Origin of the sequence: Pantoea sp. MT58 (assembly GCF_014495885.1) — a bacterium.
GTDB lineage: Bacteria > Pseudomonadota > Gammaproteobacteria > Enterobacterales > Enterobacteriaceae > Pantoea > Pantoea eucalypti.
Genome location: NZ_CP061085.1, coordinates 1 through 21,801, shown reverse-complemented (window position 1 = coordinate 21,801; position 21,801 = coordinate 1). Strand labels below are relative to the sequence as shown.

The following is a 21,801-nucleotide window of genomic DNA, read 5'->3' as shown; positions in this document are numbered from 1 at the left end:
ATTTCCCTGAATTACAGCCAGTTTCCACGTTGTTGCCACTGTTTCTGTACCAGGCTTATCGGATAACAATAGAGACACTGTGGAGCATTATGAAAGAGCAAAATCGCACAAATGGCATCGCCCCTTATGGGGGGGCTGCCGGTGGCTGGGGCGCACTTAAGGCAGTTGCGGATGCGATCCGCGGCCAGATGTCAGTAAAGCAGGATGTGATCGCCCTGTTTAAAGTCAACCAGCCGCAGGGCTTCGACTGTCCGGGCTGCGCCTGGCCCGACCCGCAACATGCTTCCTCCTTTGAGTTCTGCGAAAACGGCGCAAAAGCCGTCTCGTGGGAAGCGACCAGCAAGCGCACCACGCCAGAGTTCTTTGCGGCTCATACCGTGACTGAACTGTGGGAGCGCAGCGCACTCCATCTGGAGGGCGAAGGACGGCTGACCCATCCGATGAAGTACGATGCCGCTACCGACACCTATCAGCCTATTGAATGGGATACGGCATTCCGTGAAATTGGTGAGCATCTGCGCAGCTATGACGATCCGGACAGCGTGGAGTTTTATACCTCGGGTCGCGCCTCGAATGAAGCGGCGTTCCTGTGGCAGCTCTTCGCCCGCGAATATGGCACTAATAACTTCCCCGATTGCTCAAACATGTGTCACGAACCGACCAGCGTCGGGCTGCCGGAATCAATTGGTGTCGGCAAAGGCACGGTAGAACTGGAAGATTTTGATCACTGCGACCTGGTGCTTTGTATCGGCCACAACCCAGGTACCAACCATCCGCGTATGCTGGGCACGCTGCGTGAGGTCTCTAAGCGCGGCGCGACTATCGTGGCGATTAACCCGCTGCGTGAACGCGGGCTGGAGCGTTTTACTTCACCGCAGAGCCCGATTGAGATGCTGTCAATGAGCTCCACTGAGCTGGCTTCGACCTACTACAAAGTGCGGGTGGGTGGCGACGCGGCAATGCTGAAAGGGGTGATGAAGATCCTGCTCACTATGCACGAGGAGGCGCTGAGCAAAGGCGAACCCGGCGTCATTGATGAAGCCTTTATCACTGAACACACCGAAGGTTTTGACGCCCTGAAAGCCGACCTGGAGAGTACCGACTGGGAGCATATTCTGAAAGTCTCTGGCATGGCGCGCGAAGAGATCCAGCATATCGCCCGGCTCTACGCCAGTGCTGAACGCACCATCATCTGTTACGGCATGGGGATTACCCAGCACCAGTATGGCACCCAGAACGTGCAGCAAATTGCCAACCTGTTGCTGATGCGCGGCAACATCGGTAAGCCTGGCGCAGGTATTTGTCCGTTACGCGGTCACTCCAATGTGCAGGGCGATCGCACGGTGGGCATCACGGAGATCCCGCCGCAGTCGCTGCTGGATGGCATAGAGAAGGTGTTTGGGTTCCACCCGCCGCAGAAGCATGGTCACGGCGCAGTTGAGGCGATTAAGGCGATGCGCGACGGCAAAGCTAAAGCGCTGCTCTGTCTGGGCGGCAATCTGGCAGAGGCGATTTCCGACCCACAGGTCACGTTCCCGGCGATGCGCAAACTGGATCTGGTGGTGCATATGGCCACCAAACTCAACCGCTCACACCTGTTACTCGGTAAGCACAACTATCTGCTACCAGTACTGGGCCGTACTGAAAGCGATGTTCAGGCTACCGGTGTTCAAAGCGTGACTGTTGAAGATTCAATGTCGATGGTGCATGCCTCACGCGGCTCGCTGGAACCGGCTTCGCCTCATCTCAAATCTGAACCAGCGCTGGTGGCCTCCCTTGCTAAGGCAACTCTGCCAGAGAGCGTGGTTGACTGGTCAGCCATGGCTGCCGATTACAGCCGCATCCGTGATGCCATTGAAGCGGTGTTCCCGGCGTTTGAAAACTTCAATGAACGGATTAAGCATCCGGGTGGATTCCGGCTTCATAACGCTGCGTCAGAACGCGTCTGGCTGACGCCATCTGGCCGTGCTCAGTTTAAGGTGATGCAGGGCATCAATGAAGATCCCCGCTCGCTGAAGTGTCATGATCTGGTGCTCACCACCCTGCGCAGTCACGACCAGTACAACACCACGCTGTACGGCCTGAATGACCGCTATCGGGGCGTGACAGGCCGACGCGATGTGCTGTTTATCAATGCCGAAGAGGCAGAGAAACGAGGGCTGCGGGTAGGTGACCGGGTCGATCTGATGGCGCTGGACCCGGATGGCAATCCCACTTCTCGCCAGATGAAAAACCTGACTATCGTGATTATCGATATGGCCTCAGGTTCGGTTGGCGCTTACTATCCGGAAGCGAATGTGATGGTTCCGCTCGACAGCCACGATACCAAAAGCGGTATCCCCGCTTATAAAAGCATTCCTATCTCCATGACGCGCGTCACCGACGAGACGCAGACGACCTCAGGCGTTCTACGCTAATCGGACATGTCAGAATATGAATGTTGTCAGCGTGGCCGGTGCACCGGTCACGCTTTTTTGTTTTTCCGCCCTGCAGAGATGTTTTTGCTCATCCTTTCTCTCTGCTTTATCCCCGTTAAAGCACCTGGCGTGAAGTAACCCTGACGGCAGCATCGTATACACTACAGTGCTGAAAACGGCTCTATAAACCCTTGTCTCTTTTTTGCCTGCGCGGATATTCAGCGCCCTACCGGAAAAATGCCATGTTTCACCTGATTTTCAGCTTACCCAGCTGGTATGTTATTGCGCGCGTCATTATTCCATTATCTATGCCTCTGGCCATCAAGATCCTGCTCTCCACACTGGTGCTGCTGGCTTCACAGTATCTGCTGGTAAGCCGCTTTACCTCAGGCGGAATTTTTTCCGCCGAAATGCCCCGCATCATCATCATCCTGTTTAACTGGGCATACAGCACCGTACTTTTGCTGGCGCTGCTGCAGATGCTGATGGATGCGGTCATGCTGATTGCCCTGCTGTTACGGCATCCGCTGGAGCTGGTTCCCGGTATTCGCTATCTGGCCGTCGTGCTGGCAATGGCGCTGGCTGCCTTTGGTGTTCAGCAGGCGATACGGGTGCCCCCGGTCAAAGAGGTGACGCTGGTGCTACCCAACCTGCCTCCAGAGTTCGATGGCTATCAGCTGCTTCAGCTGACCGATCTTCACATCACCCGGTTATTTAATGCCGCCTGGACCGCCAGGATGGTTGAAAGAGCGATGTCTCTTAAAGCCGATCTGATTGTGGTGACAGGCGATGTGATCGATGGCAGCCTGGAGCATCGTCGGCATGACGTCGCGCCGCTGCAGAAGCTGGCCGCGCGCGACGGCGTATGGGCCATCACCGGCAATCACGAATATTTCTTCCATCAGGCAATCTGGACGGCGCATCTGGCCTCACTGGGGCTACAGCCTCTGCTCAACAACCATACCGTTATTGAGCGCGGAGCCGCAAAGCTGGTGATTGCTGGCCTGCCGGACGCCTCCGCGCCAGGCAGGAACGCGACCGGTCCGGATCTGGCCCGCGCACTTGAACAGGCACCTGAAAGCGCGCCGGTGATTCTGCTGGATCATCAGCCACGAAATGCCCGCCAGAACGCGGCGCAGGGGGTAGATGTGCAGCTCTCCGGCCATACGCATGGCGGACTGATTATCGGGCTGGACCGGCTGTTTGCTAAACCCAATGGCGGTTTTGTGTCCGGGCTTTATCAGGTCGACGGAATGCAGCTCTATGTGAATAACGGCACGGCGCTCTGGCCAGGCATGGCGGTCAGGCTGGGTCGTCCCTCCGAACTGACCCGGATTACCCTGCGCCGCCAGCCCTAATCGCGTGACGAAATAGCCTCACGAAAGTGCGGTTTTCGCAGGTGTGCATAAGCTTGAGTGAAACAAAGGAGATCACTATGACGATGTTATGTACCGCCTGTGGAACCGCTTATCCCTCTGCTGCCCCTGATGAGCACTGTAAAATCTGTGAGGATGAACGCCAGTATGTTCCGGCTGCGGGTCAGCGCTGGATCGCATTTGATGAACTGCGCGGCAGCCACGCCAATAAGTGGACGGCCCATAGCGATGCGCTATTAAGCCTTAAAACTGTGCCTGAGTTTGCCATCAACCAGCGCGCTTTTCTGCTGCGTACGCCGCATGGCAACGTGCTATGGGACTGTATTGCCAACCTGGATGATGCAACTTATACGCTTATTGCCGCGCTGGGTGGCATTGATGCTATCGCGATTTCACATCCGCATTACTACACCACCATGCAGGAGTGGGCTGAGGTCTTTAACGCGCCTATTCATCTGCATGCCCGCGACAGGCAATGGATTGTGCGGCTGAGTCCGCATATCCAGCTCTGGCAGGGTGAGTCGCTGACGCTGATGCCCGGTGTGACGCTGTTACGGCTGGGCGGTCATTTTCCCGGCGGCTGCGTGCTGCACTGGGATGAAGGCGAAGGCGTGATGCTGGCGGGTGATATTATTCAGGTCACGCCGGGTGCGCATGGCGTGTCGTTTTTGTGGAGCTACCCGAATATGCTGCCACTGTCAGCCGCCACCGTGAGTGACATCATGCATCGGCTTTCCGGCGTGACGTTCGGACAGCTTTATGGCGCGTTCGAAGGTCAGGATATTCATCATCAGGCAAAAGAGAAAGTGATGCGGTCAGGAGAGAAGTATCTGGCCTGTCTGCAGGAACATCAGGCGTAGCGGACGATAAACACGGAGAAGAGAACAGCCGCCCACAGGTGGCGGCTGTTTTAACTCACTTATGCGGTCTGGAATACCGCGACCATCGTACGCAACTGACCTGCGCGCGAAGCCAGCTCCTCTGCAGAGGAGGCAGACTCTTCGACCAGCACGGCGTTCTGCTGCGTCACCTGATCCATCTGGTTCACCGCAATATTAACCTGCGAAATACCGCTGCTCTGCTCTTCAGATGAAGCAGAAATATCGCGCATCAGCTGAGAGGTCTGTTCAATCGCGCTGACGCTCTGCTTCACCTTGTCACCCGCATTCTGCGCCATCGCGATCCCTTCATGCGCATGCGTCACCGACTGCTCGATCAGGCTCTTGATTTCTTTCGCTGCACTGGCTGAACGTTGTGCCAGCGCACGCACTTCCGACGCGACAACCGCAAAGCCTTTGCCCTGCTCACCCGCACGTGCCGCTTCAACGGCCGCATTCAGTGCCAGGATATTGGTCTGGAAAGCGATGCTGTCAATGACGGAGGTGATCTCTTCAATCTGTCCAGAACTGCCCCGGATTTTCTGCATCGTCTGCATCACGGAATCCATCGCCGCACCGCTTAACAGTGCCGCCTGAGTGGCTGATTCTGCGCGATCAGAGGCAAAGCGGGTGTTATCCGCATTCTGCTGAATGATTGATGCCAGTTGTTCCATACTGGCCGCTGTTTCAGCCAGAGATGCAGCCTGCTGTTCGGTGCGTGATGAAAGGTCGCCATTGCCACGAGCAATCTCTTCAGAGGAATTGGCGATAGTGGCTGCGTTACCTTTGATATCCGAAACCAGCTGGGCAAGACGCTGCTGCATCCGCATCAGCGCATTCAATAGTTCAGCCATTTCATTGCTGCCGGAAACAGTCAGCGCTGCCGTCAGATCGCCGGCCGCAACACGGCTGGCAACTTCGACCGCTTCTTTGACCGGACGGGTGACTGAACGGGTGATCATGACAGCCAGCAGAATAGCCAGCAGCGCGACGGTGAGCAGGCCTGCCAGCAGCAGGTATTGCGCCTGACGACGTTCATCAATTTGAGATTGCAGTAGCTCCTGCAGTCGACCACTACTCTGATTGCCCAGCATGGCGTAGCGGTTAATCGCCTCGGTTAAGACCCTCACATATTCAACCGGCGTAATACTGACCTGTCCGGTTATGATGGCACCTTCAGCCAGCTGTAATGCACTCAGGGCCTGTTGTTTTGCATTCTGCGCAAGGTCACCAAAAGTCGCCTTTAGATCAGGTTCAATCATAAACACCTTATCCATATTACTGCTGAACTGCGACAGTACCGTTTTGCCATTATCAATCTGAAATGCCAGCCGGCTGCGATCAGCATCAGAGGCTTTACCGCTGGCAATCAATGAAGCACCATTTCCGCGAATCTGACCCAGCGTTTCAGTCAGCAGCGGCAGTCGGCCAAAAATGCTAACAATCAGTTGATAGGTATTTAAGTCAGCATCCAGCGACAGCTGATAGAAATCCAGCACATCCTGATTAGTGTCCAGCAGCACCTGAATCAGATGAGTGTGCTGCACCAGGCTGCTCGCCAGCGTCAGTCGGCCACCATTGAGCTCCTCTTGCAGCTGACGCCATTCCTGATTAACCTTCTCAAGTCGCTTTAATGGCTGTGCCTGCTCATCGCTTTGACGCAAATCGTCAGCAATGCTCTCAGACAAACTGTTAATCTGGGTCACCAACGCCATACGCGGCGGATTATCCGGTTTGTTCTGACCGATTGCGATTGCGCTTTCAGCCCGATGACGCTGTAGCAGGTTCAGTAACTGAAGGACTTTTTTCTCAACCGGAATACCGGTGAGCTCAACTTTTTTTGTATCGATAAGCTGATTGCCTGTCTGAATAAACAAAAATGTAGGTAATATAAACAGGACCAGCGCAAAAGATCCCAGTAACAGGAATTTCGCTGGCAGATTAATTCGGTCGAGTATTTTTTTCATTCTTTTCCGCTCTGATGTATGAGGCGTGCAGGTGAGCCCTGGACAAAATAAGGTTTGTAATTTTATTTTTACTTCTTCTTTTACATATCCAGACGTGCTTCATGCAGCACAGTATTGGTATGAAGAGATGAGTTTTGTATGAAATTCAGAAACACATATAACAACAGAAAGGAGTATAGATTGCGTTCCGTTATTTTTCAGTGAATAAAATGACGATATTTACTGCAAGATTAACCTAACTCAAACTTAAAAATAACCATATTTATCATAAAGATAAAAAACAAACCCTTCGGCGGACACATTAAGCCGTTAGCGTGTCTTCAGCATTATTGTTTTGAAAATAAAGAAATTAAAGTCGACTCGGAAATCGCCGATAACAAATATCCGCACCCTATCTGATTAATTATCATTACGCTATTAGCCGAATATAAAAACCACGAAAAAAACAAACCTAATCATATAACTCTAAAGAGTTACTTCTGTTTTAGTAATGAAATCGATTTCATTTTATTTAAAAGAAGTTATTTTATTGATTAATGCTAAAAAAAAGCCCCCACAGTGTGGAGGCCATTATGCTATTGGTAAACTGTTAAAAACTTTCCCAGTTCGCCTTCGTCATGTCGATGGCCTGCCGCTCAGGCTGCTTTGCCTGCAATACCGGACGACGCAGAGCTGCGGCCTGCTGCGGCTGAGCGACACGGTGATTGCTCTCCAGCGTAAAGGTCGCCACCAACCCTGCCAGTGTCTCTGCCTGCTCCTGCAGCGACTTAGAAGCAGATGATGCCTCCTCCACCAGCGAGGCGTTCTGCTGCGTCACTTCATCCATCTGGCCAATTGCCTGATGAACCTGCTCAATGCCTTTGCTCTGCTCAGAGGTTGCTGCGGCAATCTCATTGACCAGATCGGCCACCTGCTGAATCGCCTGGCGGACATTTTCACTGTTTGCACCAACGCCGCTGGCCTGCGCTAAACCGTGCTCAACCTGCGAAACCGACGTTGAAATAAGATCTTTGATTTCCCGGGCAGCAGAAGAGGAGCGCTGCGCCAGATTACGCACTTCTGAGGCGACAACGGCGAAGCCGCGGCCATGCTCACCGGCACGTGCGGCTTCAACGGCCGCATTCAGTGCCAGAATATTGGTCTGGAACGCAATGCCTTCAATCAGGCCGGTGATTTCAGAGATTTTGGCAGAGCTGCCGCGGATTTCATCCATAGTGCTGAGCATCTGCTTCACCGCTGACCCATTCTGGATTGACATGTTATTGGCATTATTCACCAGGCTGCTGGCCTGATGCGCACCTTCTGAGTTCTGACGCACCGTTTCACTCAGTGTGGCCATACTGGCAGACGTCTGCTCCAGTGAAGCAGCCTGTTCTTCCGTGCGCGCAGAGAGATCCTCATTGCCTGCGGCAATCTGCGTTGACCCGGTACTGACCGATTGTGCGGCATGACTGACCGACAGAAGCGTGCCAGAAACGCGTGCCAGCAGCTGGTTAAATGCCATTGCCGTTTTACCGATCTCATCCTTACTGCGGACTTCAGCGGTGTGGGTCAGGTCAAGCGTATGACTGACCTGGGTCATGGTATTCACCATGCCTGAGAGGCTCTTTTTGATGCCCAGAATCACCTTCGTGGAAAAAGCGGCCAGTATCAGAATAAGCAGCAAGGACCCGCCAGACATCATCCACAGCGTCTTGTTATAAACACGCTTATTCTCAGTTCTAAGCTGTTCGCCAATATCGATGTTCAGCTGAATCTGACGGGTGAAATCTGCCTCCATCTTACGCGCTGCAGCACCAATCCCATTCTCACTCTGTAATAACGGCAGTGTGACCGCATCATTGTGGGCGCGTGATGCAGCAATAAAGGCCGGCAATGCGTTACGGACTGCATCCAGATTTTTATCGGCCTGCTCAGTCATCGCTTTATCTTCATCGCTCGAGATGTCGTTCGCCATATAATAATCATTGAGTGACTTAATCTGCGAAAGCAAACTCTCAATGCGCTCTTCTGCCGCGGAGAATTTCGTCGCATCACTGGTGCTATGATGGCGATAAAGCGCAATACCTAGCTGATTGGTCACGCTGATTGATTTATTGAGATCACGAATGCTGGGTATCGCGTTGACCTGGACATATTCAAATCGCGACTGAAAACCCGAGATCACAGACAATGAGATAATAACCAGCGCAATCAGTGACATTGCCAGCAGTGAAAAAATCAGTACGAGACGCTGTGTAATAGTCATACGAGCCCTTAAAAAAGAGTAATTTGAATATATCGAAAGCTGGATCGTTCTTATCGGCTCTGGTCAGCAGTGCTTTAATTAATTGGGGTAAATATATTTTTTTAATTGTTCTGGCGAATCTCAGAGAATGCACTATCTATCAAAATGATGCTTACCATCAGGACATAAAGTTTTACATTTAGTCGTATTTACATAATTTCCTCTTTTTCAGAATGGTGTTTTTTTACATGCAGTAAGGTCATCTTTGTTACATATCAGCCATTCATTTGATCCTAATGATTAGCGAGCTAATTCAACAGCCTGACTGACAATAATCATCTGTCAGAAGGAGGGCAACCCCAGAGAAATCTTGCTACAGACCCAGTAAAAATAGGAAAGGGATTACTAAGCGAAGACTGAGAGCCAAAATCACAACCTCTGTTTATCATCAGTGGCACTGATGTATGTGTTATTGACTGTCCAGAGGCTTAAAGGAGAAGGCATAGGATTTTAGCCATTCGTGGCAGGCCCAGATTAAATCAGTGAAATGACTGGCGGAATGCTGATTCTGGTCTATGCTCACTGGCCCGACCAGGCTTTAGTCTGTCGGATAGCAATATCGCTTAAAATAAAAAAGGTAGTAATCATGGATTTAGCCACATTTGAAACCAGAACGGGTCTTTGGCCACACATGCAGTTTACGGATGTTGAATATGACTTTTGCAGCGCTGGCGTTGAAATCTACGCCATTGACGTCAGCCGTCAGACTAAAAGCAAGCTGTTTATCTGCCGTGTCGCCAACGAGCAGCAGGCTGCGTCACTGACAGCCCAGTTCAAAGAGTGGCTACCGAAGTTAAAGCTTAAAAAACGCAAAGTTGCTTTGAATCTGGCTCGCATGGCGTGCGACAAAAGTTATTCCGCCAATCCTAAGTTTCAGGATCGGTCAGATTTGCGCCACAACACGTCAAGGCTCTGATGTTTATTCAGCCTGCAAGCGTTAACGCGGGCAGGCTTAAACGCTCTCTTGTCTGTTGTGTATAACGATTCTGCGGCACGTTTTAAGTGCGCGCCGCGGGCACCTGAAACAGCCGACAATCACCATCCTCAATCGAAATATCGCTGAAAGTGGTTATATGCATTTCAATCCAGGTGTTCGCGGCGCGAAATGTGTAAGAGGCATTTCGCTGTTCAAGCTCAGCGACAAAATCCCGGGTGCTTACTGTGCACTGACCGACATCATCCTGCCTCATCGCCTCCCTGAATGCTGTCCAGACCTCATCATCCTGTGACATCACATTTACCCCGCTCTGGCTCAGGCCTAAAATAACTGTATATACAAACAGTACAATTTGTTTTTGATGCGGTCAAGTCTTCGTGAAAAGCCTGATTCAGACACTGTGAGACATCACTGTTCCGGCCACTTTTAGCAGAAGCGGCAGGTTTGAGGGGACTTTAATCCTAATCTTAGAAATCGTTTTCACATCAGATTAAGTCATTGATAAAAAAAGCAAGTACCATAAGTAGCATTTTAATTATTTGATATCTAAATAAAAAAACTGTTAAACACAGCGGCATAAAAGATGGTTTTGCCCTATCTTTAAATGGCTCTGTAATGAAATCCACTTCTTTTACAGAGTGATTTGACTCCTACCCTTGCCCCCTTTTACAGGGGGCACTTTTTCAGATAACACAGGTGACGACATTCGCGAGTTTATGCTGACGGGTAATATGCGTGTATTTAGCGAAAATGTGGTGACTACGTTAATGCGCTGTCTGGAAAAATGGTGTATTTGTAACCTGATGATTCATCAGCCGGGCTTAAATTATCAACACTTAAAAACAGTTGTTTGAATTTAAAGGTATTTTTTATGAAATATCTAAAGAACAACTCTTATCTGCTAAAAAAGCTCGCCAAATCACCATGGTAAGGAGAACAAAAAACGCGTAATAATCAGTCACTATTGTTTTGACCGGCGCCTCACCAGGGATGTCGTAACGTTATAATAATGCGCTATATCCGATATTCGCCCCCGCTTTTGCGGGGGCTTTTTATTTTACTCATTCCTTTATCACCTTCCCGCTCCTGAGCGATGCAATACGTCAATCCTCACAATCCTGACCACGCCATAAATTGATAGCCCGATTAATGCTGTAAGCAAAAGGTCATAATGGCTACAGTTGTGCCCTTAGCCATCAATTTTTCTGTGATATGGTTAATCAGTAATGTTTGGCCATATGAGTTTGCTTATGCTCTCCACCCTTATATATCGCAGCCAGCTTGTGGCTTCTGTCTCGCCAGAGAGATTACTGGCGCTGGTGGAACGCGCCAGTATTAAAAATGCCGAGGCTGAGGTCACTGGAATCCTGCTCTATGATGGGCAGTACTTTTTTCAGGTGCTGGAAGGAAAAGTCGATAATGTCCAGACTGTCTTCCAGCGTATCTGTCAGGATGATCGACACTTTAATCTGATTGAGCTGATGCGAGATTATGCGCCCGCACGTCGCTTTGGAAATGCTGGTATGGCCCTGTTTGATTTACGTGACTATCCGCAACATACCGTGGTGGATGCCCTGCTTAAGCGAGTGACTCTGAGTGATGAGCGCATCAAACAAGACCGGGTAGTAAAGTTCCTGCGTTCTTTCGTCGAAGGACGTGATAAAGCGACGTTTATTCAGATCGATCCCGCCAGTCTATGGACGCTGACTTTACCTCTTAAACAAGACGTTCAGCCCGCCGGGCAACAGACTTCCGGGCAGCGCTGTGAATTTGCGCTCCAGCCAATTGTCGATGCAACAAATCGTCAGATTGTTTCCTGTGAAGCCCTGATACGCGGCCCACATGGCGCCCCACCCGCCGACTATTTTTCACAATTGCAGGAGAACGAGCGATACCAGGCCGATCTGCACTCTAAAGCCTACGCTTTCAAGTTGGCCAGACACCTGGGATTGCGGGAGCTGACGCTCTCCGTCAATCTCCTGCCCATGTCGCTGGTCGTGATCGATCATGCGGTAGACCATCTTATCCAGCAAATCATTCAGCAAGGATTGCGACCTGAGCAGGTCGTGATTGAGGTGACGGAAGATGAGATCATTTCGCGCTTTGACGAGTTTCAGTCTGCCGTACAGCAACTTAAAGCTGCCGGAATCAGTCTGGCGCTGGACGATTTTGGCGCCGGTTTCGCAGGCCTGTCACTGTTAGCCGATTTTCAGCCCGACAAAGTTAAAATTGATCGCAAACTCATCACCGATATTCACCGTAGCGGCCCTCGCCAGGCGATAGTATTGGCCATTCTTAAATGCTGCCAGGCGCTGGAGATCACGGTCATCGCGGAAGGAGTAGAAAAAATTGAAGAGTGGCTCTGGCTGGAAGGTGCTGGCGTTCGCTATTACCAGGGGTTTCTGTTTGCCCGCCCGGCCCTGAATGCGCTGCCTGCAGTAAGCTGGCCATCGCGCCGCCCGGACTGACTAAAGAGGAGAGCGTTCCTTTTATCTCTCCTCTTTTACTCAGAGTTTGACCCGCCTCACACCTCCTCGCTGCAAAGTGCAAAAGCTGTGCCATGCTTTATTCATCTGGCAGCCAACAGGCAAAACAGATATTCATCACGTCCCTGGATAACAACCGAAATTGGGAGAATCACCATGAACGAAGATCGCATCAGCGGTAACTGGAAGCAGTTCAAAGGTAAGGTTAAGGAAAAATGGGGTGATCTTACGGATGATGATATGACCGTTGTCGAAGGGAAGCGTGATCAACTGGTCGGTAAAATTCAGGAACGCTATGGCTACGAAAAAGATCGTGCTGAAAAAGAAGTGAAAGATTGGGAAGACTCCAATAAGTATCACTGGTAATGCGTTCTGAATCGCCGGGCGTTACAGCGCCCGGCACCTGCTTTGATTTCCCTCAATCCTTATTCACCCGACTTAGTGTCAACTGCGCCTGATGCGGGCAGTGATTATGGAAATGATTATTTCTTTATTTGCCGATGAAGCGCATACTGCGACTCTCGTCCCTGAACATGGGACCTCAAAATCGTCCGGATATTACCTATGCCTCACCACACTACCGACACCGTATGTGGCCTTGTCGGTGTTCTTCCTGAAACTCTGCGTCGCTGGCGCCGTGCCGGGCTAATCACGCCACCGGGTCCTGCTGGCTACTCAGATAATCAGCTCACGCGTGCGCTATGTGTGCGTGAAATGACGTCAGGAGGTCATACGTTGTTCGATATCCATACGGCAATTAACTGGCCCAACGTGGCACTGTCAGGCGGGTGGGCTTGTCGCGAAGAGGATATTTTGCAGTTGCTGGCCAATAATCCAGATGCTGATATCGATCGCGAACTTCAAATGATGAACACCGACTACTGTGGTGACGATTACGTTAATTGCTACCTGCGACCCCTTAACCTCTGGCTGCGCGCTGACCTGAGTGATGGAGCGGATATGCGTCTGCAACGCTTTCATGCCGCGGTTGTCGCGCAATGGGAGCGCCTGTCTCTGGCAGCCCGTCGACGCAGCACGGTTCCCTTGTTCCTGGAAGCGGTCAGCGTTACAGATGAAACAGAGATCTGGATGGAGGCGATACGGCTTAATGGACAGGGTTTTCGGGTTGAAGTGGCCGCAGTCGCTTCTGGTCAACCCGCCGTGGCACAATGTCGTTTTGAACATCATCTGATGTGGTGTGGTGATGGGATTAGTGCCTCAATGAAGGCGGCATTTAATGCCAGTCTTGAAGCGGGTAAACCCATCATGCTGACTGGCACTAACATCGATTTGCAGTCGCAAAATAATCTTATCTTTGCCAGCGCCTGAGCACCGTCACCTTTTCACCAGCCGGCACTTAAAAGGCGGAAACAGCCTTTGCCGTCTCCGCCCTTTTCATATTATTGATGTTCCAGCGTACGCTGACCGCCGATTGCAATCGGGATACGTCGCGGTTTCTCACTCTCTGGTATTTCCTGGAGCAGATCGATATTGAGCAATCCTTCCGCCAGGCTGGCTTCAGTCACTTTTATATGCTCCGGAATAGAAAAGCTCAGCTGGAAATCGTGCCGGGAAATGCCGCGATGTATCCAGCGGCCACTCTCTTTGCCGGCCTCATCGGATGCGTGCTGAGATGCTTGTTCTCTGTGCCCCGCGACTGAAAGCCGATCGCCACGTAACTCAATCTCCAGTTCATGCTCTTTCCAGCCCGGTACGCTAACGGTCAACGCATAGCGGTTTTCCTCAACATGCTTAAGATCATAAGCAGGAACAGAGCTTACCGGACTGTCGCCAGTAAGCTGACTAAACAACTTATCGATGCGATTAAAGCGGTCTGAAAAAACTGAATCAGACAGGGAGGGGAAAACAGAAACGTGTTGTACTGACATAGTGATAATCTCCTGAACAGGTTCATCCAAAAGTTCATCTGACCGGTAACACACTTCCAGTCAACTTCCTAAATAGGGTTGTTCAGTCAGTTTTCAAGCCAGAAACTGGCTTTTTTTATTGTTATCATACAGCCGGTTATTGCAGGGAATAACACTAAGGGCGATAACACAGCGTCTATTTCTTACTCTGGGGTGAAAGAACGAAATGGGGATGGCGGCCAGCCAATAATAATAGCAACTCATATTCGCCCTGACTTAATAACGTTGGATTGCCTGCAGCTTCTTTGGTTTGCCAGACTCTCAGGCTAAGGTCAAAACGCTCAGCAGCACTCTGCTGCGACAGGCCGGCGGCAAGACGAAGTTCACGCACGTTACTCTGGACAACCACAGGCGACTGGGGGGGACGGTTAACCAAACAAAGACTCCTTCAACACGATGAAACGAAAACGCACAGCGCTTCGCGATTGACTGAGCGAAGCGATCTGAAAGCGGTGAGGACGACAAGACCAGAGAATAATTGACTATTTTGAATAAATGTCAAATTTTCAGACTTAAGATTCAGACATAAATTTTTTAAGCGAAGCGGCATATTTCAACTCATCGGCGATTTTTCTATTTCGTTAGAGTGCTTTATTCTTCCCGCCAGGAATTATCCTGTTATTTGCCTTAAGGTCCATTCAGGGATTAATCCGCTACCTCATTACGCCTTTCTTCATCAGGATAGATGCTTAGCTTGAGAATTATGTTCAGGCTGCTTCATTGAAACCAGAGGAGGATAATAAATGAAAAATCCTATCCAGCGTCGCTCGCCTGATGATTTGTCACAGGTGGAAATTCGCGAACAGTGGCAAATCACTTACTGGACCCAGGAATTAGGTACAACACAGGAAAGGCTGACGCGCGCTATCCGGGAGGGGGGGCCGCAGACAGAACAGGTCCGGGACTGGCTTGAGCAAAATCCGCCGCCACGCCGTCCAACATAATCCCAGAGGGCTAAAAGTTTAATAAATCCTGACTGAAGCGCTGGTTTTCCGCCAGCCATGCGGTGGGTTGACCTGCATCAGACAGCGTTATGCTGACAGGTCACATCTGCCGTTCAAAATCACATCCTGGCTTTTGCTTAGTGTTTTTATGCGGTTACCTGTCCTTCGACCCGCAAGTTGCCATTGCTCTGCATGTAAACGTTGTGCTTCGGTGTAAAATTGCCTTTTAAATAATATTAACCATCCTGAATGCTTATTCATCTCATGATGACAGATAAACATTAGCCCTTCTCAAAATTACCTTTTTTATTTATAAAATGAAGAAGCTCAAATAGTCTCATGCCTCTTCGATTAAATTTTCAAATCGTAAACACGCTTTTAATGCGTTAAAGAAAATATTAAGAGACACCCAGTGCATAGTCCCTTATCATTAAGTTGAAAATAAAAATCACACTCTATTTCCTGCCGCCCGAATCACATTTCGTTCCGGACAGTTTTCTTTTTTTCGCACTGTAATCAGCCGGTGCGGGGGTTCTACACACATGCTTAACAATCCAGACGGCGACAACGAGCGCCGAGGACGCGCTTTACAGGCTCTGCGCGCCCCAGATGAAAGCCGCGACGAGGTTCTGCGGAAGTTTGTCCGGCTAGCCAGTCAGGCCCTGGGTATCCCGGGCAGCTTTATCTCGGTGCTGGATGATGAATTTCAAACAGTACAGGCATCACACAATTTTGATCTGCAACGCTCAACCCGCGCAGATTCACTCTGCCGCCACGTGGTTGACAGTGACAGTGCCGTTATTGTGCCTGATACATATCATGACGCGCGTTTTGTCACCCATCCTCTGATTACGGGCTCGCCCTTTATTCGCTTTTATGCCGGTGTGCCACTGAAAACCCGCGACGGTATGATTCTGGGCACACTCTGTGTTACCGACACCCAGCCACAGGCATTTGCGAGTGAGCAAGTGACGATATTGACGTTGCTCTCCACACTGGTGATGTCATTCCTGGAAGCCTGGCACTCGGCGGGTTTTACCGATCCGGTGACCGGACTGCCCAATCGTCAACGCCTGATACGGGATTTGCAGTATCTGGCCCTGGCCGGCGATACGACGCCACGCCGTCTGGTTCTGATTGACTGCATTGATATGTCACGCGCTTACGAACTGGCCCGGACCATGGGAATGACACCGGTCGAAAGTCTGCTAAAAGATATGGCTACCCTATTACCGCTGCGCCTGCGCCCGGCAGTTGGCGAGATGATCTATACCGTGGCAACGGGCCGGTTTGCTATCCTGACGCGAGCGGACAGCCGGCTCAGTGCTGCCTGGGTAGCCGGTCGTCTGGAGGGTATCAGCGCAGACATGGATGAAGGTCTGTCGGTCGCACTGACTCCCCATACTGGTGAAACGGGATTTGTTGCCGGCCATCTGCCAGCATCAGAAATATTACGTCGCGCGGTTAGTGCATTGAATGAAGCTGTTGGCCGTGGGCTGCCTTCTCAGTGCTTTAATATTGCATCGGAAACCCAGCGTTCAGAAGATTTCATGCTGATGACCGATCTTAAAACGGCGTTACGTGAAAATACCGGGCTTTACATGGTCTATCAGCCGAAAATTTGTCTGCAAAGTGGTAAACCGGTGGGTCTGGAAGCACTTATCCGCTGGCAACATCCCAGCCGGGGAGAGCTCTCACCCGCTGCATTTATCCCGCTGGCTGAACAGACCGATCTACTCTCTGTATTGACCATCTGGATTATCGATCAAGCGGTCGAACGTCTCAGCAGGCTGCGTAATAACTGTATCCAGTTGCCCTTGACCATAAACGTTAGTGTGCGCGACTTTGCGCGTGAGGGATTCGCTTCAGCGCTGGAAAGCAAGATGCTGAAATCTAAACTTCCGACTTCTCTGCTGGGCATCGAATGTCTGGAGACCGAACGTATTCTCGAAAGCCCCACCGCTCTGCGCGGGCTGGAGATGCTAAGGGAACGAGGATTCAAAATTTCACTCGACGATTTTGGCGCCGGCTACAGTAACATCAGTTATCTGCGCCGTATGCCGCTGGATGTGATTAAGCTGGATCGCTCCCTGATCAGTGAACTGTCCTCAGATACCGCTTCACGCATCATTGCCCGTAGCATTATCGCGATGCTCAAAGAGCTGGATTATACCGTGGTGGCTGAAGGGGTAGAGTGTCCGGACGCGGTGTCATCCCTGACTGAATATGGTTGCGATCAGGCTCAGGGGTATTTCTATTCAAAGCCGCTACGCGAAGAAGCTCTCGATCACTGGCTTCACTGGAAGCTACGTGGCGAGTGCCATTAAACTGGCCTGAACGCGATCTGATATCAGATCGCGTTTCGCACATCTGGTCCTCTCAAACACCCTCACATTCATTTATTCAAAATAATTGAATTACTTCAGCAAATATTAGCTATTTTAGTCCGGCATGATCTTGCCTATGATTCATTACATCGAGGCAAAACGCCTCTCCCTGAATGAAAATGCTGAGGATTCTGCCCATGAAAACAATCAAAAATTTCGTTGCTGTTACCGCACTACTGATTTCTTTTAGTAGTTTTGCAGAGAGTATTACCGCTACTGCTTCGACATTGGATGCTGCTGAAGCGAAAGTCGCGTCGCTGGCCAAAGATGCTGGTGCATCTTATAAAATCACCGGCGCACGCGTTGATAACCGTGCCTACGTCTCTGCTGAGCTGATTAAATAACGTTTATCAGGTTAATACGACGAGGCTGCCATTATGGCGGCCTTTTTTACTATGTAGCAGGCATGCAGTTGTCTGTTCAGTATCCGTGTCTTTAATACTGTCAGCGATTATTGAAATCGCTCCATCAATTTGCCGTTACGCTTACTGCCATCTGCTCTGGTGCAGTCTGTGCGACACTGAATAAGTAGTGATGAAACATTTATTGAACAATGTTAGCGTGTACCCAACATTCATATAAAGCTGAGCTGCACATGCTGACTACCATAATTTATCGCAGCCATATTTCTGATGATTTTCCGATCAGAACCATTCCCGCGATGGTCGACAACGCCAACAGAATAAATACGGCTCACGACGTGACCGGCATTTTATTATTTAATGGTACCCATTTTTTTCAACTGCTTGAAGGTCCGGAAGCGGGCATTCAGGCTGTCTATCAGCGAATTTGCGCCGATCGGCGACACCATAATGTAGTCGAGCTGATGCGCGATTATGCACCTTACCGCCGCTTTGGTAACGCGGGTATGGCGCTCTTTGACCTGCGTGAACACGATCGCTCATCACTGCTGCAGGCTGTGCTGGATAAAGGGACGTCAAAATATCGCCTGACCTATGATGATCGGGCACTGCAATTCCTGCGCACGTTCGTAGAGTCACGTGAAAAAGAGAATTACTACGAAGTTCTCCCGCCAGGTTACTGGGAGTTTATTTCCGAACACAATGATGTACCTGACTCCCGTCCCGAGACAGAAGGCGTCAGTTTCCGTCCAGTGGTCGATCCCCTGGCTCGTCAGGTCACGGCCATTGAAGCAACCACACTGAGGCCTGCGCATGCTGATGACGCAACAGGGGACCAGCTTTATGCTAACGATCTGGAAACCGTTAAAGCGACATTTGCCCATGCAGGGCTGGTCTGCCCGGACGGTATGACGCTTTACGTCAGTCTGTTACCGATGACACTGGTGGTGATACCTCAGGCTGTTGAGCAGATTGTAACCGCCATTCATCAGGCGGGGCTGGTTCCTGAGCAGGTCGTTATCGGCGTAAGTGAAACCGCAGTTATCTCGCAGCTGGAAGATTTCTCTGAGGCAGTACGCACGCTAAAAGCGGCTGGAATTAGTCTGTCCATCGACAATTTTGGTGACGGTTCCGCAGGATTGTCATTACTGACTCATATTCAGCCCGACCGCATTCGCATAGATGCTGGTATCACTCGTGACGTCCATCGCAGTGGGCCAAAGCAGGCCGTTGTGCAGGCGATCATCAAATGCTGTTCAGCACTGGAGATCAATGTGATTGCCGCAGGGATCGTACAGGCTGAAGAGTGGATGTGGCTGGAGGCCGCAGGTGTGATTAATTTCCAGGGCACGCTGTTCGCTGCTGCAGGCCGCTACGAAGCCCAGTCTGTCGCCTGGCCCGAATATCGGGAAGCGATATAGGGCAAGCTGCCTGAACAGTATCAAGCGGTGCGCCCGGGTGCGGCCGCTTTGATAACTGTCCTTTAAAGAGTCATTCAGCGCTTTAACCTCATCCCTCTGAACATGCCCTCCCCCACTGCCCTCCGTGTTGTGATATCGGGAAACCCGGCCACTTCTTACTGCAATTGTTGATAAATCTCTGGTCTCACTATTCATTCTCGCTAAGATCTCAGAGCAACCACTGTAGTGAGAAAAGCTCACCTTTTAACATCTGCATTGAGAAATCAGCGATAGCAGATCCTTATTTCGTATCAAAATCCATCAGCTAACCACTGTAGCGAGTAGACAGGCCTCATGCAGATTTTCGGAAACCACTATAGCGAGTAAATGAAAAAAGCATTCAGGGCAACTCAACCACTCTGGCTTTAAACACACCTCAACAGCACCCGTGCACGTTAGTCATGCCCTAACCACTGTAGAGAGTAAAAGACGAATCCCCTTCACAATAATGAAAGTTGACTCTTGATTGCATCAATTGTCGCAGTCTGCGGCCTTACAGAAGAGCTTTTAAGGATGCGATAAAGCATTTTGTCAGCGAAATTCTAAAGGTGGGTATCTTTATTAACGGCTGTAACGAGTAACAATTCAGGGAGAGGTTTAATTGAAGCTGTTAACAAAAACCTTACCTGGAGAGGCATTAAATGATAGTGAGTAATCACTTTAATCAGGGATTCATTGCCAGGCATAAAAGTCCCTGACAATAACAACCACTATGGAGAGTAAGCTAAACAATTCTGCTCCCAATTAATAACCACTGTAGCGAGAACATTTCATTATTGATCGTTGTTATCTGAGCATTAACTGGCCGTTTTTACGAAAAATTAGCCTGATAACCATTATAGCGAGTAAAGCCTGAGCGCGTCGGAGAGGAAAATCAGAGGATTAAGCAGAAATCAGGAGGGACTAACCACTGTAGCGAGTAACATAAAAACTCAAATTTTATCCCGGTAGCGCATCTGGTCTCTCTAACCCAGCGATCGCCAGCCTGAAGCAGACGTAGTAACCACTGTAACGAGTGAATAACAGGCCATTGTTTGGTTATCTGGCTTTAACAGATTAACAGACAGGTCCCTATACACAGTGAGTAACCACTGTAGCGAGCATGAAAATCACCGGACTCAGTTCAGAAAAAGAGTAAATGACAAGTGAGCATGCTGGCAGCGACGCTATTAAGACAAGATATCTGTTGTTAATCACTGTTCACTAACCACTGTAGCGAGTAGCAGTACTCGCTACAGTGGTTACCGTTTTAAAGAAGCCTATCCCTGCAAAATGGCGAGAGCGACACAGCGAATCTGTCACAGCTTCTTCTGCTTTCTGATTTTGTTGAGTAATTCTTTTTCCTCACGAGACACCATGACCAGTTCACTGTTCTCCTCTTCGATCATCGGTTCAGGCAGGCTGACATCAATAACGCCGGGGTCAAGATCAAGATCGTCATAATCGTCGATCTCATCATCGATCAGGTCAGAGTTGCTGAGTGGCAGTTCGGCCGGACGCAGCTTAGGATGACGATAATGCACCCAAAAGTAGACTGACGAGCCCCGCCGTGTTTCGGTGTAATCAAGATAACCAATCTCTTTTAACTGCTCCATGGCCTTTCTGACAGTCGCATTCTGGGTAATCACGCGTGACGTCAGGTTTAGTCTGGCACGCAGACGCGCCATTGATATCGGGGCAGGCTTAGGAGGAAGGCTTTCAATGAAGGTGTAGAGTGCCTGAGCGGATTCTTTGCGGGCCAGCTCATTGATAGCTTTCAGCTGCAGCAAAACCTTTCTGTCGAACTGATACAACTCAAAGATTTTGGGGTCAGCCTGCAGCGTTACCGTATCTTTCTTGATGCTGTATTTAGCCGACTGCACCAGATGCGTCGTGTAGTTTTCTCCGCCTTTACTGGTAAAGGTCAGAGTATTCGATGCGATACGCGTCAAGGATGCGTCCAGGCGGCTCCTGAGCTTCGAGGAGAGTCGTACCGAAGGTATGCCACAGAGTTTTGCGAATTCAACGAAAGAGAGCGTTACAGTATCTCCCAGACACTCATGCGTGGCGAATGCTCGAATGATCCCGACCCAGGTTTTAAAATCATTATCCATATCCAACCGGGCACCCAGAATCTTAATGTTGTCATAGCCTTCTGACCTGACCAGGGATAACTGCTTAAGATCCTGTGTCACATCCATGGCATTCATCTGGTTTTTCTGACTGCGCGCCGTAGATTTGAGCGTCGGAACAAATAAGCCGAGCCGCATCAGCGCTACCGGCTGCACGGTGTTGTTACTGTTGGGGGTAAGAGTAACAACTTCACCTGTGCGTTTGTCTGTTTCGCTAAACGCATCGGCTATGTTCAGGATATCTGGTTCTTTTCTTGGCAT

Annotated in this window: 17 protein-coding genes; 11 read left to right on the top strand and 6 right to left on the bottom strand. The window is 50.2% G+C overall.

From position 1 onward, the window contains the following. Window positions 1–89: 89 nt before the first annotated feature. The 3 genes from IAI47_RS21415 to IAI47_RS21405 all read left to right on the top strand — a co-directional run bounded on the left by IAI47_RS21415 (window position 90) and on the right by IAI47_RS21405 (window position 4,653). Entirely contained in the window at window positions 90–2,417 is a 2,328-nt protein-coding gene (locus tag IAI47_RS21415; RefSeq protein ID WP_008926777.1) for an FdhF/YdeP family oxidoreductase, read from the top strand. A 242-nt stretch (window positions 2,418–2,659) separates the two neighbouring features. Continuing rightward, complete coding sequence (locus tag IAI47_RS21410) at window positions 2,660–3,775, top strand: metallophosphoesterase (protein ID WP_008926778.1); 1,116 nt, start codon at window positions 2,660–2,662, stop codon at window positions 3,773–3,775. 77 nt (window positions 3,776–3,852) lie between these two features. Next, complete coding sequence (locus IAI47_RS21405) at window positions 3,853–4,653, top strand: MBL fold metallo-hydrolase (protein WP_008926779.1); 801 nt, start codon at window positions 3,853–3,855, stop codon at window positions 4,651–4,653. Between the two features lie 59 nt (window positions 4,654–4,712). Here IAI47_RS21405 and IAI47_RS21400 read toward each other — a convergent pair whose 3' ends face one another. After that, window positions 4,713–6,638, bottom strand: a complete 1,926-nt coding sequence (locus tag IAI47_RS21400) for a methyl-accepting chemotaxis protein (protein WP_008926780.1) — start codon at window positions 6,636–6,638, stop codon at window positions 4,713–4,715. A gap of 589 nt (window positions 6,639–7,227) precedes the next feature. After that, window positions 7,228–8,886: a methyl-accepting chemotaxis protein gene (locus IAI47_RS21395; protein ID WP_008926781.1), complete on the bottom strand. Its 1,659-nt coding sequence runs from the start codon at window positions 8,884–8,886 to the stop codon at window positions 7,228–7,230. Window positions 8,887–9,511: 625 nt separating this feature from the next. On the opposite strand from IAI47_RS21395, the gene IAI47_RS21390 reads away from it, so the two are divergent. Next, window positions 9,512–9,841 carry a hypothetical protein gene (locus IAI47_RS21390; RefSeq protein ID WP_008926782.1) on the top strand — a complete coding sequence of 110 codons (330 nt, stop codon included), beginning with the start codon at window positions 9,512–9,514 and terminating at the stop codon, window positions 9,839–9,841. Window positions 9,842–9,923: 82 nt separating this feature from the next. Here the strand turns inward: IAI47_RS21390 and IAI47_RS21385 are convergent, their stop codons facing one another. Then, complete coding sequence (locus IAI47_RS21385) at window positions 9,924–10,157, bottom strand: hypothetical protein (RefSeq protein WP_008926783.1); 234 nt, start codon at window positions 10,155–10,157, stop codon at window positions 9,924–9,926. Window positions 10,158–11,112: 955 nt separating this feature from the next. On the opposite strand from IAI47_RS21385, the gene IAI47_RS21380 reads away from it, so the two are divergent. The 3 genes from IAI47_RS21380 (at window position 11,113) to IAI47_RS21370 (ending at window position 13,677) form a co-directional block, all read left to right on the top strand. Next, window positions 11,113–12,330, top strand: coding sequence for a diguanylate phosphodiesterase (locus IAI47_RS21380; RefSeq protein WP_008926784.1), 1,218 nt, complete (start codon window positions 11,113–11,115; stop codon window positions 12,328–12,330). Between the two features lie 174 nt (window positions 12,331–12,504). Beyond that, window positions 12,505–12,714, top strand: a complete 210-nt coding sequence (locus tag IAI47_RS21375) for a CsbD family protein (RefSeq protein ID WP_003850662.1) — start codon at window positions 12,505–12,507, stop codon at window positions 12,712–12,714. Window positions 12,715–12,912: 198 nt separating this feature from the next. Continuing rightward, a complete protein-coding gene (locus IAI47_RS21370) occupies window positions 12,913–13,677 on the top strand; it encodes a MerR family transcriptional regulator (RefSeq protein ID WP_003850659.1) in 765 nt (254 codons plus the stop codon). Window positions 13,678–13,748: 71 nt separating this feature from the next. Here the strand turns inward: IAI47_RS21370 and IAI47_RS21365 are convergent, their stop codons facing one another. Both IAI47_RS21365 and IAI47_RS21360 read right to left on the bottom strand, forming a co-directional pair. Further along, window positions 13,749–14,237, bottom strand: a complete 489-nt coding sequence (locus IAI47_RS21365; protein WP_008926785.1) for an Hsp20 family protein — start codon at window positions 14,235–14,237, stop codon at window positions 13,749–13,751. Between the two features lie 175 nt (window positions 14,238–14,412). Further along, window positions 14,413–14,652 (bottom strand): hypothetical protein, encoded by a 240-nt coding sequence (locus IAI47_RS21360; RefSeq protein ID WP_008926786.1) that lies wholly within the window; start codon window positions 14,650–14,652, stop codon window positions 14,413–14,415. Window positions 14,653–15,019: 367 nt separating this feature from the next. On the opposite strand from IAI47_RS21360, the gene IAI47_RS21355 reads away from it, so the two are divergent. The 4 genes from IAI47_RS21355 to IAI47_RS21340 all read left to right on the top strand — a co-directional run bounded on the left by IAI47_RS21355 (window position 15,020) and on the right by IAI47_RS21340 (window position 19,390). Then, window positions 15,020–15,220: a DUF3606 domain-containing protein gene (locus tag IAI47_RS21355; RefSeq protein WP_003850653.1), complete on the top strand. Its 201-nt coding sequence runs from the start codon at window positions 15,020–15,022 to the stop codon at window positions 15,218–15,220. A gap of 542 nt (window positions 15,221–15,762) precedes the next feature. Continuing rightward, complete coding sequence (locus tag IAI47_RS21350) at window positions 15,763–17,547, top strand: GGDEF domain-containing phosphodiesterase (protein ID WP_003850652.1); 1,785 nt, start codon at window positions 15,763–15,765, stop codon at window positions 17,545–17,547. A gap of 197 nt (window positions 17,548–17,744) precedes the next feature. Further along, window positions 17,745–17,951, top strand: a complete 207-nt coding sequence (locus tag IAI47_RS21345) for a DUF1471 domain-containing protein (protein ID WP_008926787.1) — start codon at window positions 17,745–17,747, stop codon at window positions 17,949–17,951. A gap of 251 nt (window positions 17,952–18,202) precedes the next feature. Continuing rightward, the gene (locus IAI47_RS21340) at window positions 18,203–19,390 is read left to right on the top strand and encodes a diguanylate phosphodiesterase (RefSeq protein ID WP_003850648.1); all 1,188 of its coding nucleotides are present in this window, start codon (window positions 18,203–18,205) and stop codon (window positions 19,388–19,390) included. 1,337 nt (window positions 19,391–20,727) lie between these two features. On the opposite strand, the gene IAI47_RS21335 is transcribed toward IAI47_RS21340, so the two are convergent. After that, entirely contained in the window at window positions 20,728–21,801 is a 1,074-nt protein-coding gene (locus IAI47_RS21335) for a RepB family plasmid replication initiator protein (protein ID WP_008926788.1), read from the bottom strand.

What these genes read in the sequence shown, in the direction of transcription:
- IAI47_RS21415 (WP_008926777.1), top strand. Translation starts at nt 90, where the DNA reads ATGAAAGAGCAAAATCGCACAAATGGCATCGCCCCTTATGGGGGGGCT.
- IAI47_RS21410 (WP_008926778.1), top strand. Translation starts at nt 2,660, where the DNA reads ATGTTTCACCTGATTTTCAGCTTACCCAGCTGGTATGTTATTGCGCGC.
- IAI47_RS21405 (WP_008926779.1), top strand. Translation starts at nt 3,853, where the DNA reads ATGACGATGTTATGTACCGCCTGTGGAACCGCTTATCCCTCTGCTGCC.
- IAI47_RS21400 (WP_008926780.1), bottom strand. Translation starts at nt 6,638, where the DNA reads ATGAAAAAAATACTCGACCGAATTAATCTGCCAGCGAAATTCCTGTTA.
- IAI47_RS21395 (WP_008926781.1), bottom strand. Translation starts at nt 8,886, where the DNA reads ATGACTATTACACAGCGTCTCGTACTGATTTTTTCACTGCTGGCAATG.
- IAI47_RS21390 (WP_008926782.1), top strand. Translation starts at nt 9,512, where the DNA reads ATGGATTTAGCCACATTTGAAACCAGAACGGGTCTTTGGCCACACATG.
- IAI47_RS21385 (WP_008926783.1), bottom strand. Translation starts at nt 10,157, where the DNA reads ATGTCACAGGATGATGAGGTCTGGACAGCATTCAGGGAGGCGATGAGG.
- IAI47_RS21380 (WP_008926784.1), top strand. Translation starts at nt 11,113, where the DNA reads ATGCTCTCCACCCTTATATATCGCAGCCAGCTTGTGGCTTCTGTCTCG.
- IAI47_RS21375 (WP_003850662.1), top strand. Translation starts at nt 12,505, where the DNA reads ATGAACGAAGATCGCATCAGCGGTAACTGGAAGCAGTTCAAAGGTAAG.
- IAI47_RS21370 (WP_003850659.1), top strand. Translation starts at nt 12,913, where the DNA reads ATGCCTCACCACACTACCGACACCGTATGTGGCCTTGTCGGTGTTCTT.
- IAI47_RS21365 (WP_008926785.1), bottom strand. Translation starts at nt 14,237, where the DNA reads ATGTCAGTACAACACGTTTCTGTTTTCCCCTCCCTGTCTGATTCAGTT.
- IAI47_RS21355 (WP_003850653.1), top strand. Translation starts at nt 15,020, where the DNA reads ATGAAAAATCCTATCCAGCGTCGCTCGCCTGATGATTTGTCACAGGTG.
- IAI47_RS21350 (WP_003850652.1), top strand. Translation starts at nt 15,763, where the DNA reads ATGCTTAACAATCCAGACGGCGACAACGAGCGCCGAGGACGCGCTTTA.
- IAI47_RS21345 (WP_008926787.1), top strand. Translation starts at nt 17,745, where the DNA reads ATGAAAACAATCAAAAATTTCGTTGCTGTTACCGCACTACTGATTTCT.
- IAI47_RS21340 (WP_003850648.1), top strand. Translation starts at nt 18,203, where the DNA reads ATGCTGACTACCATAATTTATCGCAGCCATATTTCTGATGATTTTCCG.
- IAI47_RS21335 (WP_008926788.1), bottom strand. Translation starts at nt 21,801, where the DNA reads ATGCCAAGAAAAGAACCAGATATCCTGAACATAGCCGATGCGTTTAGC.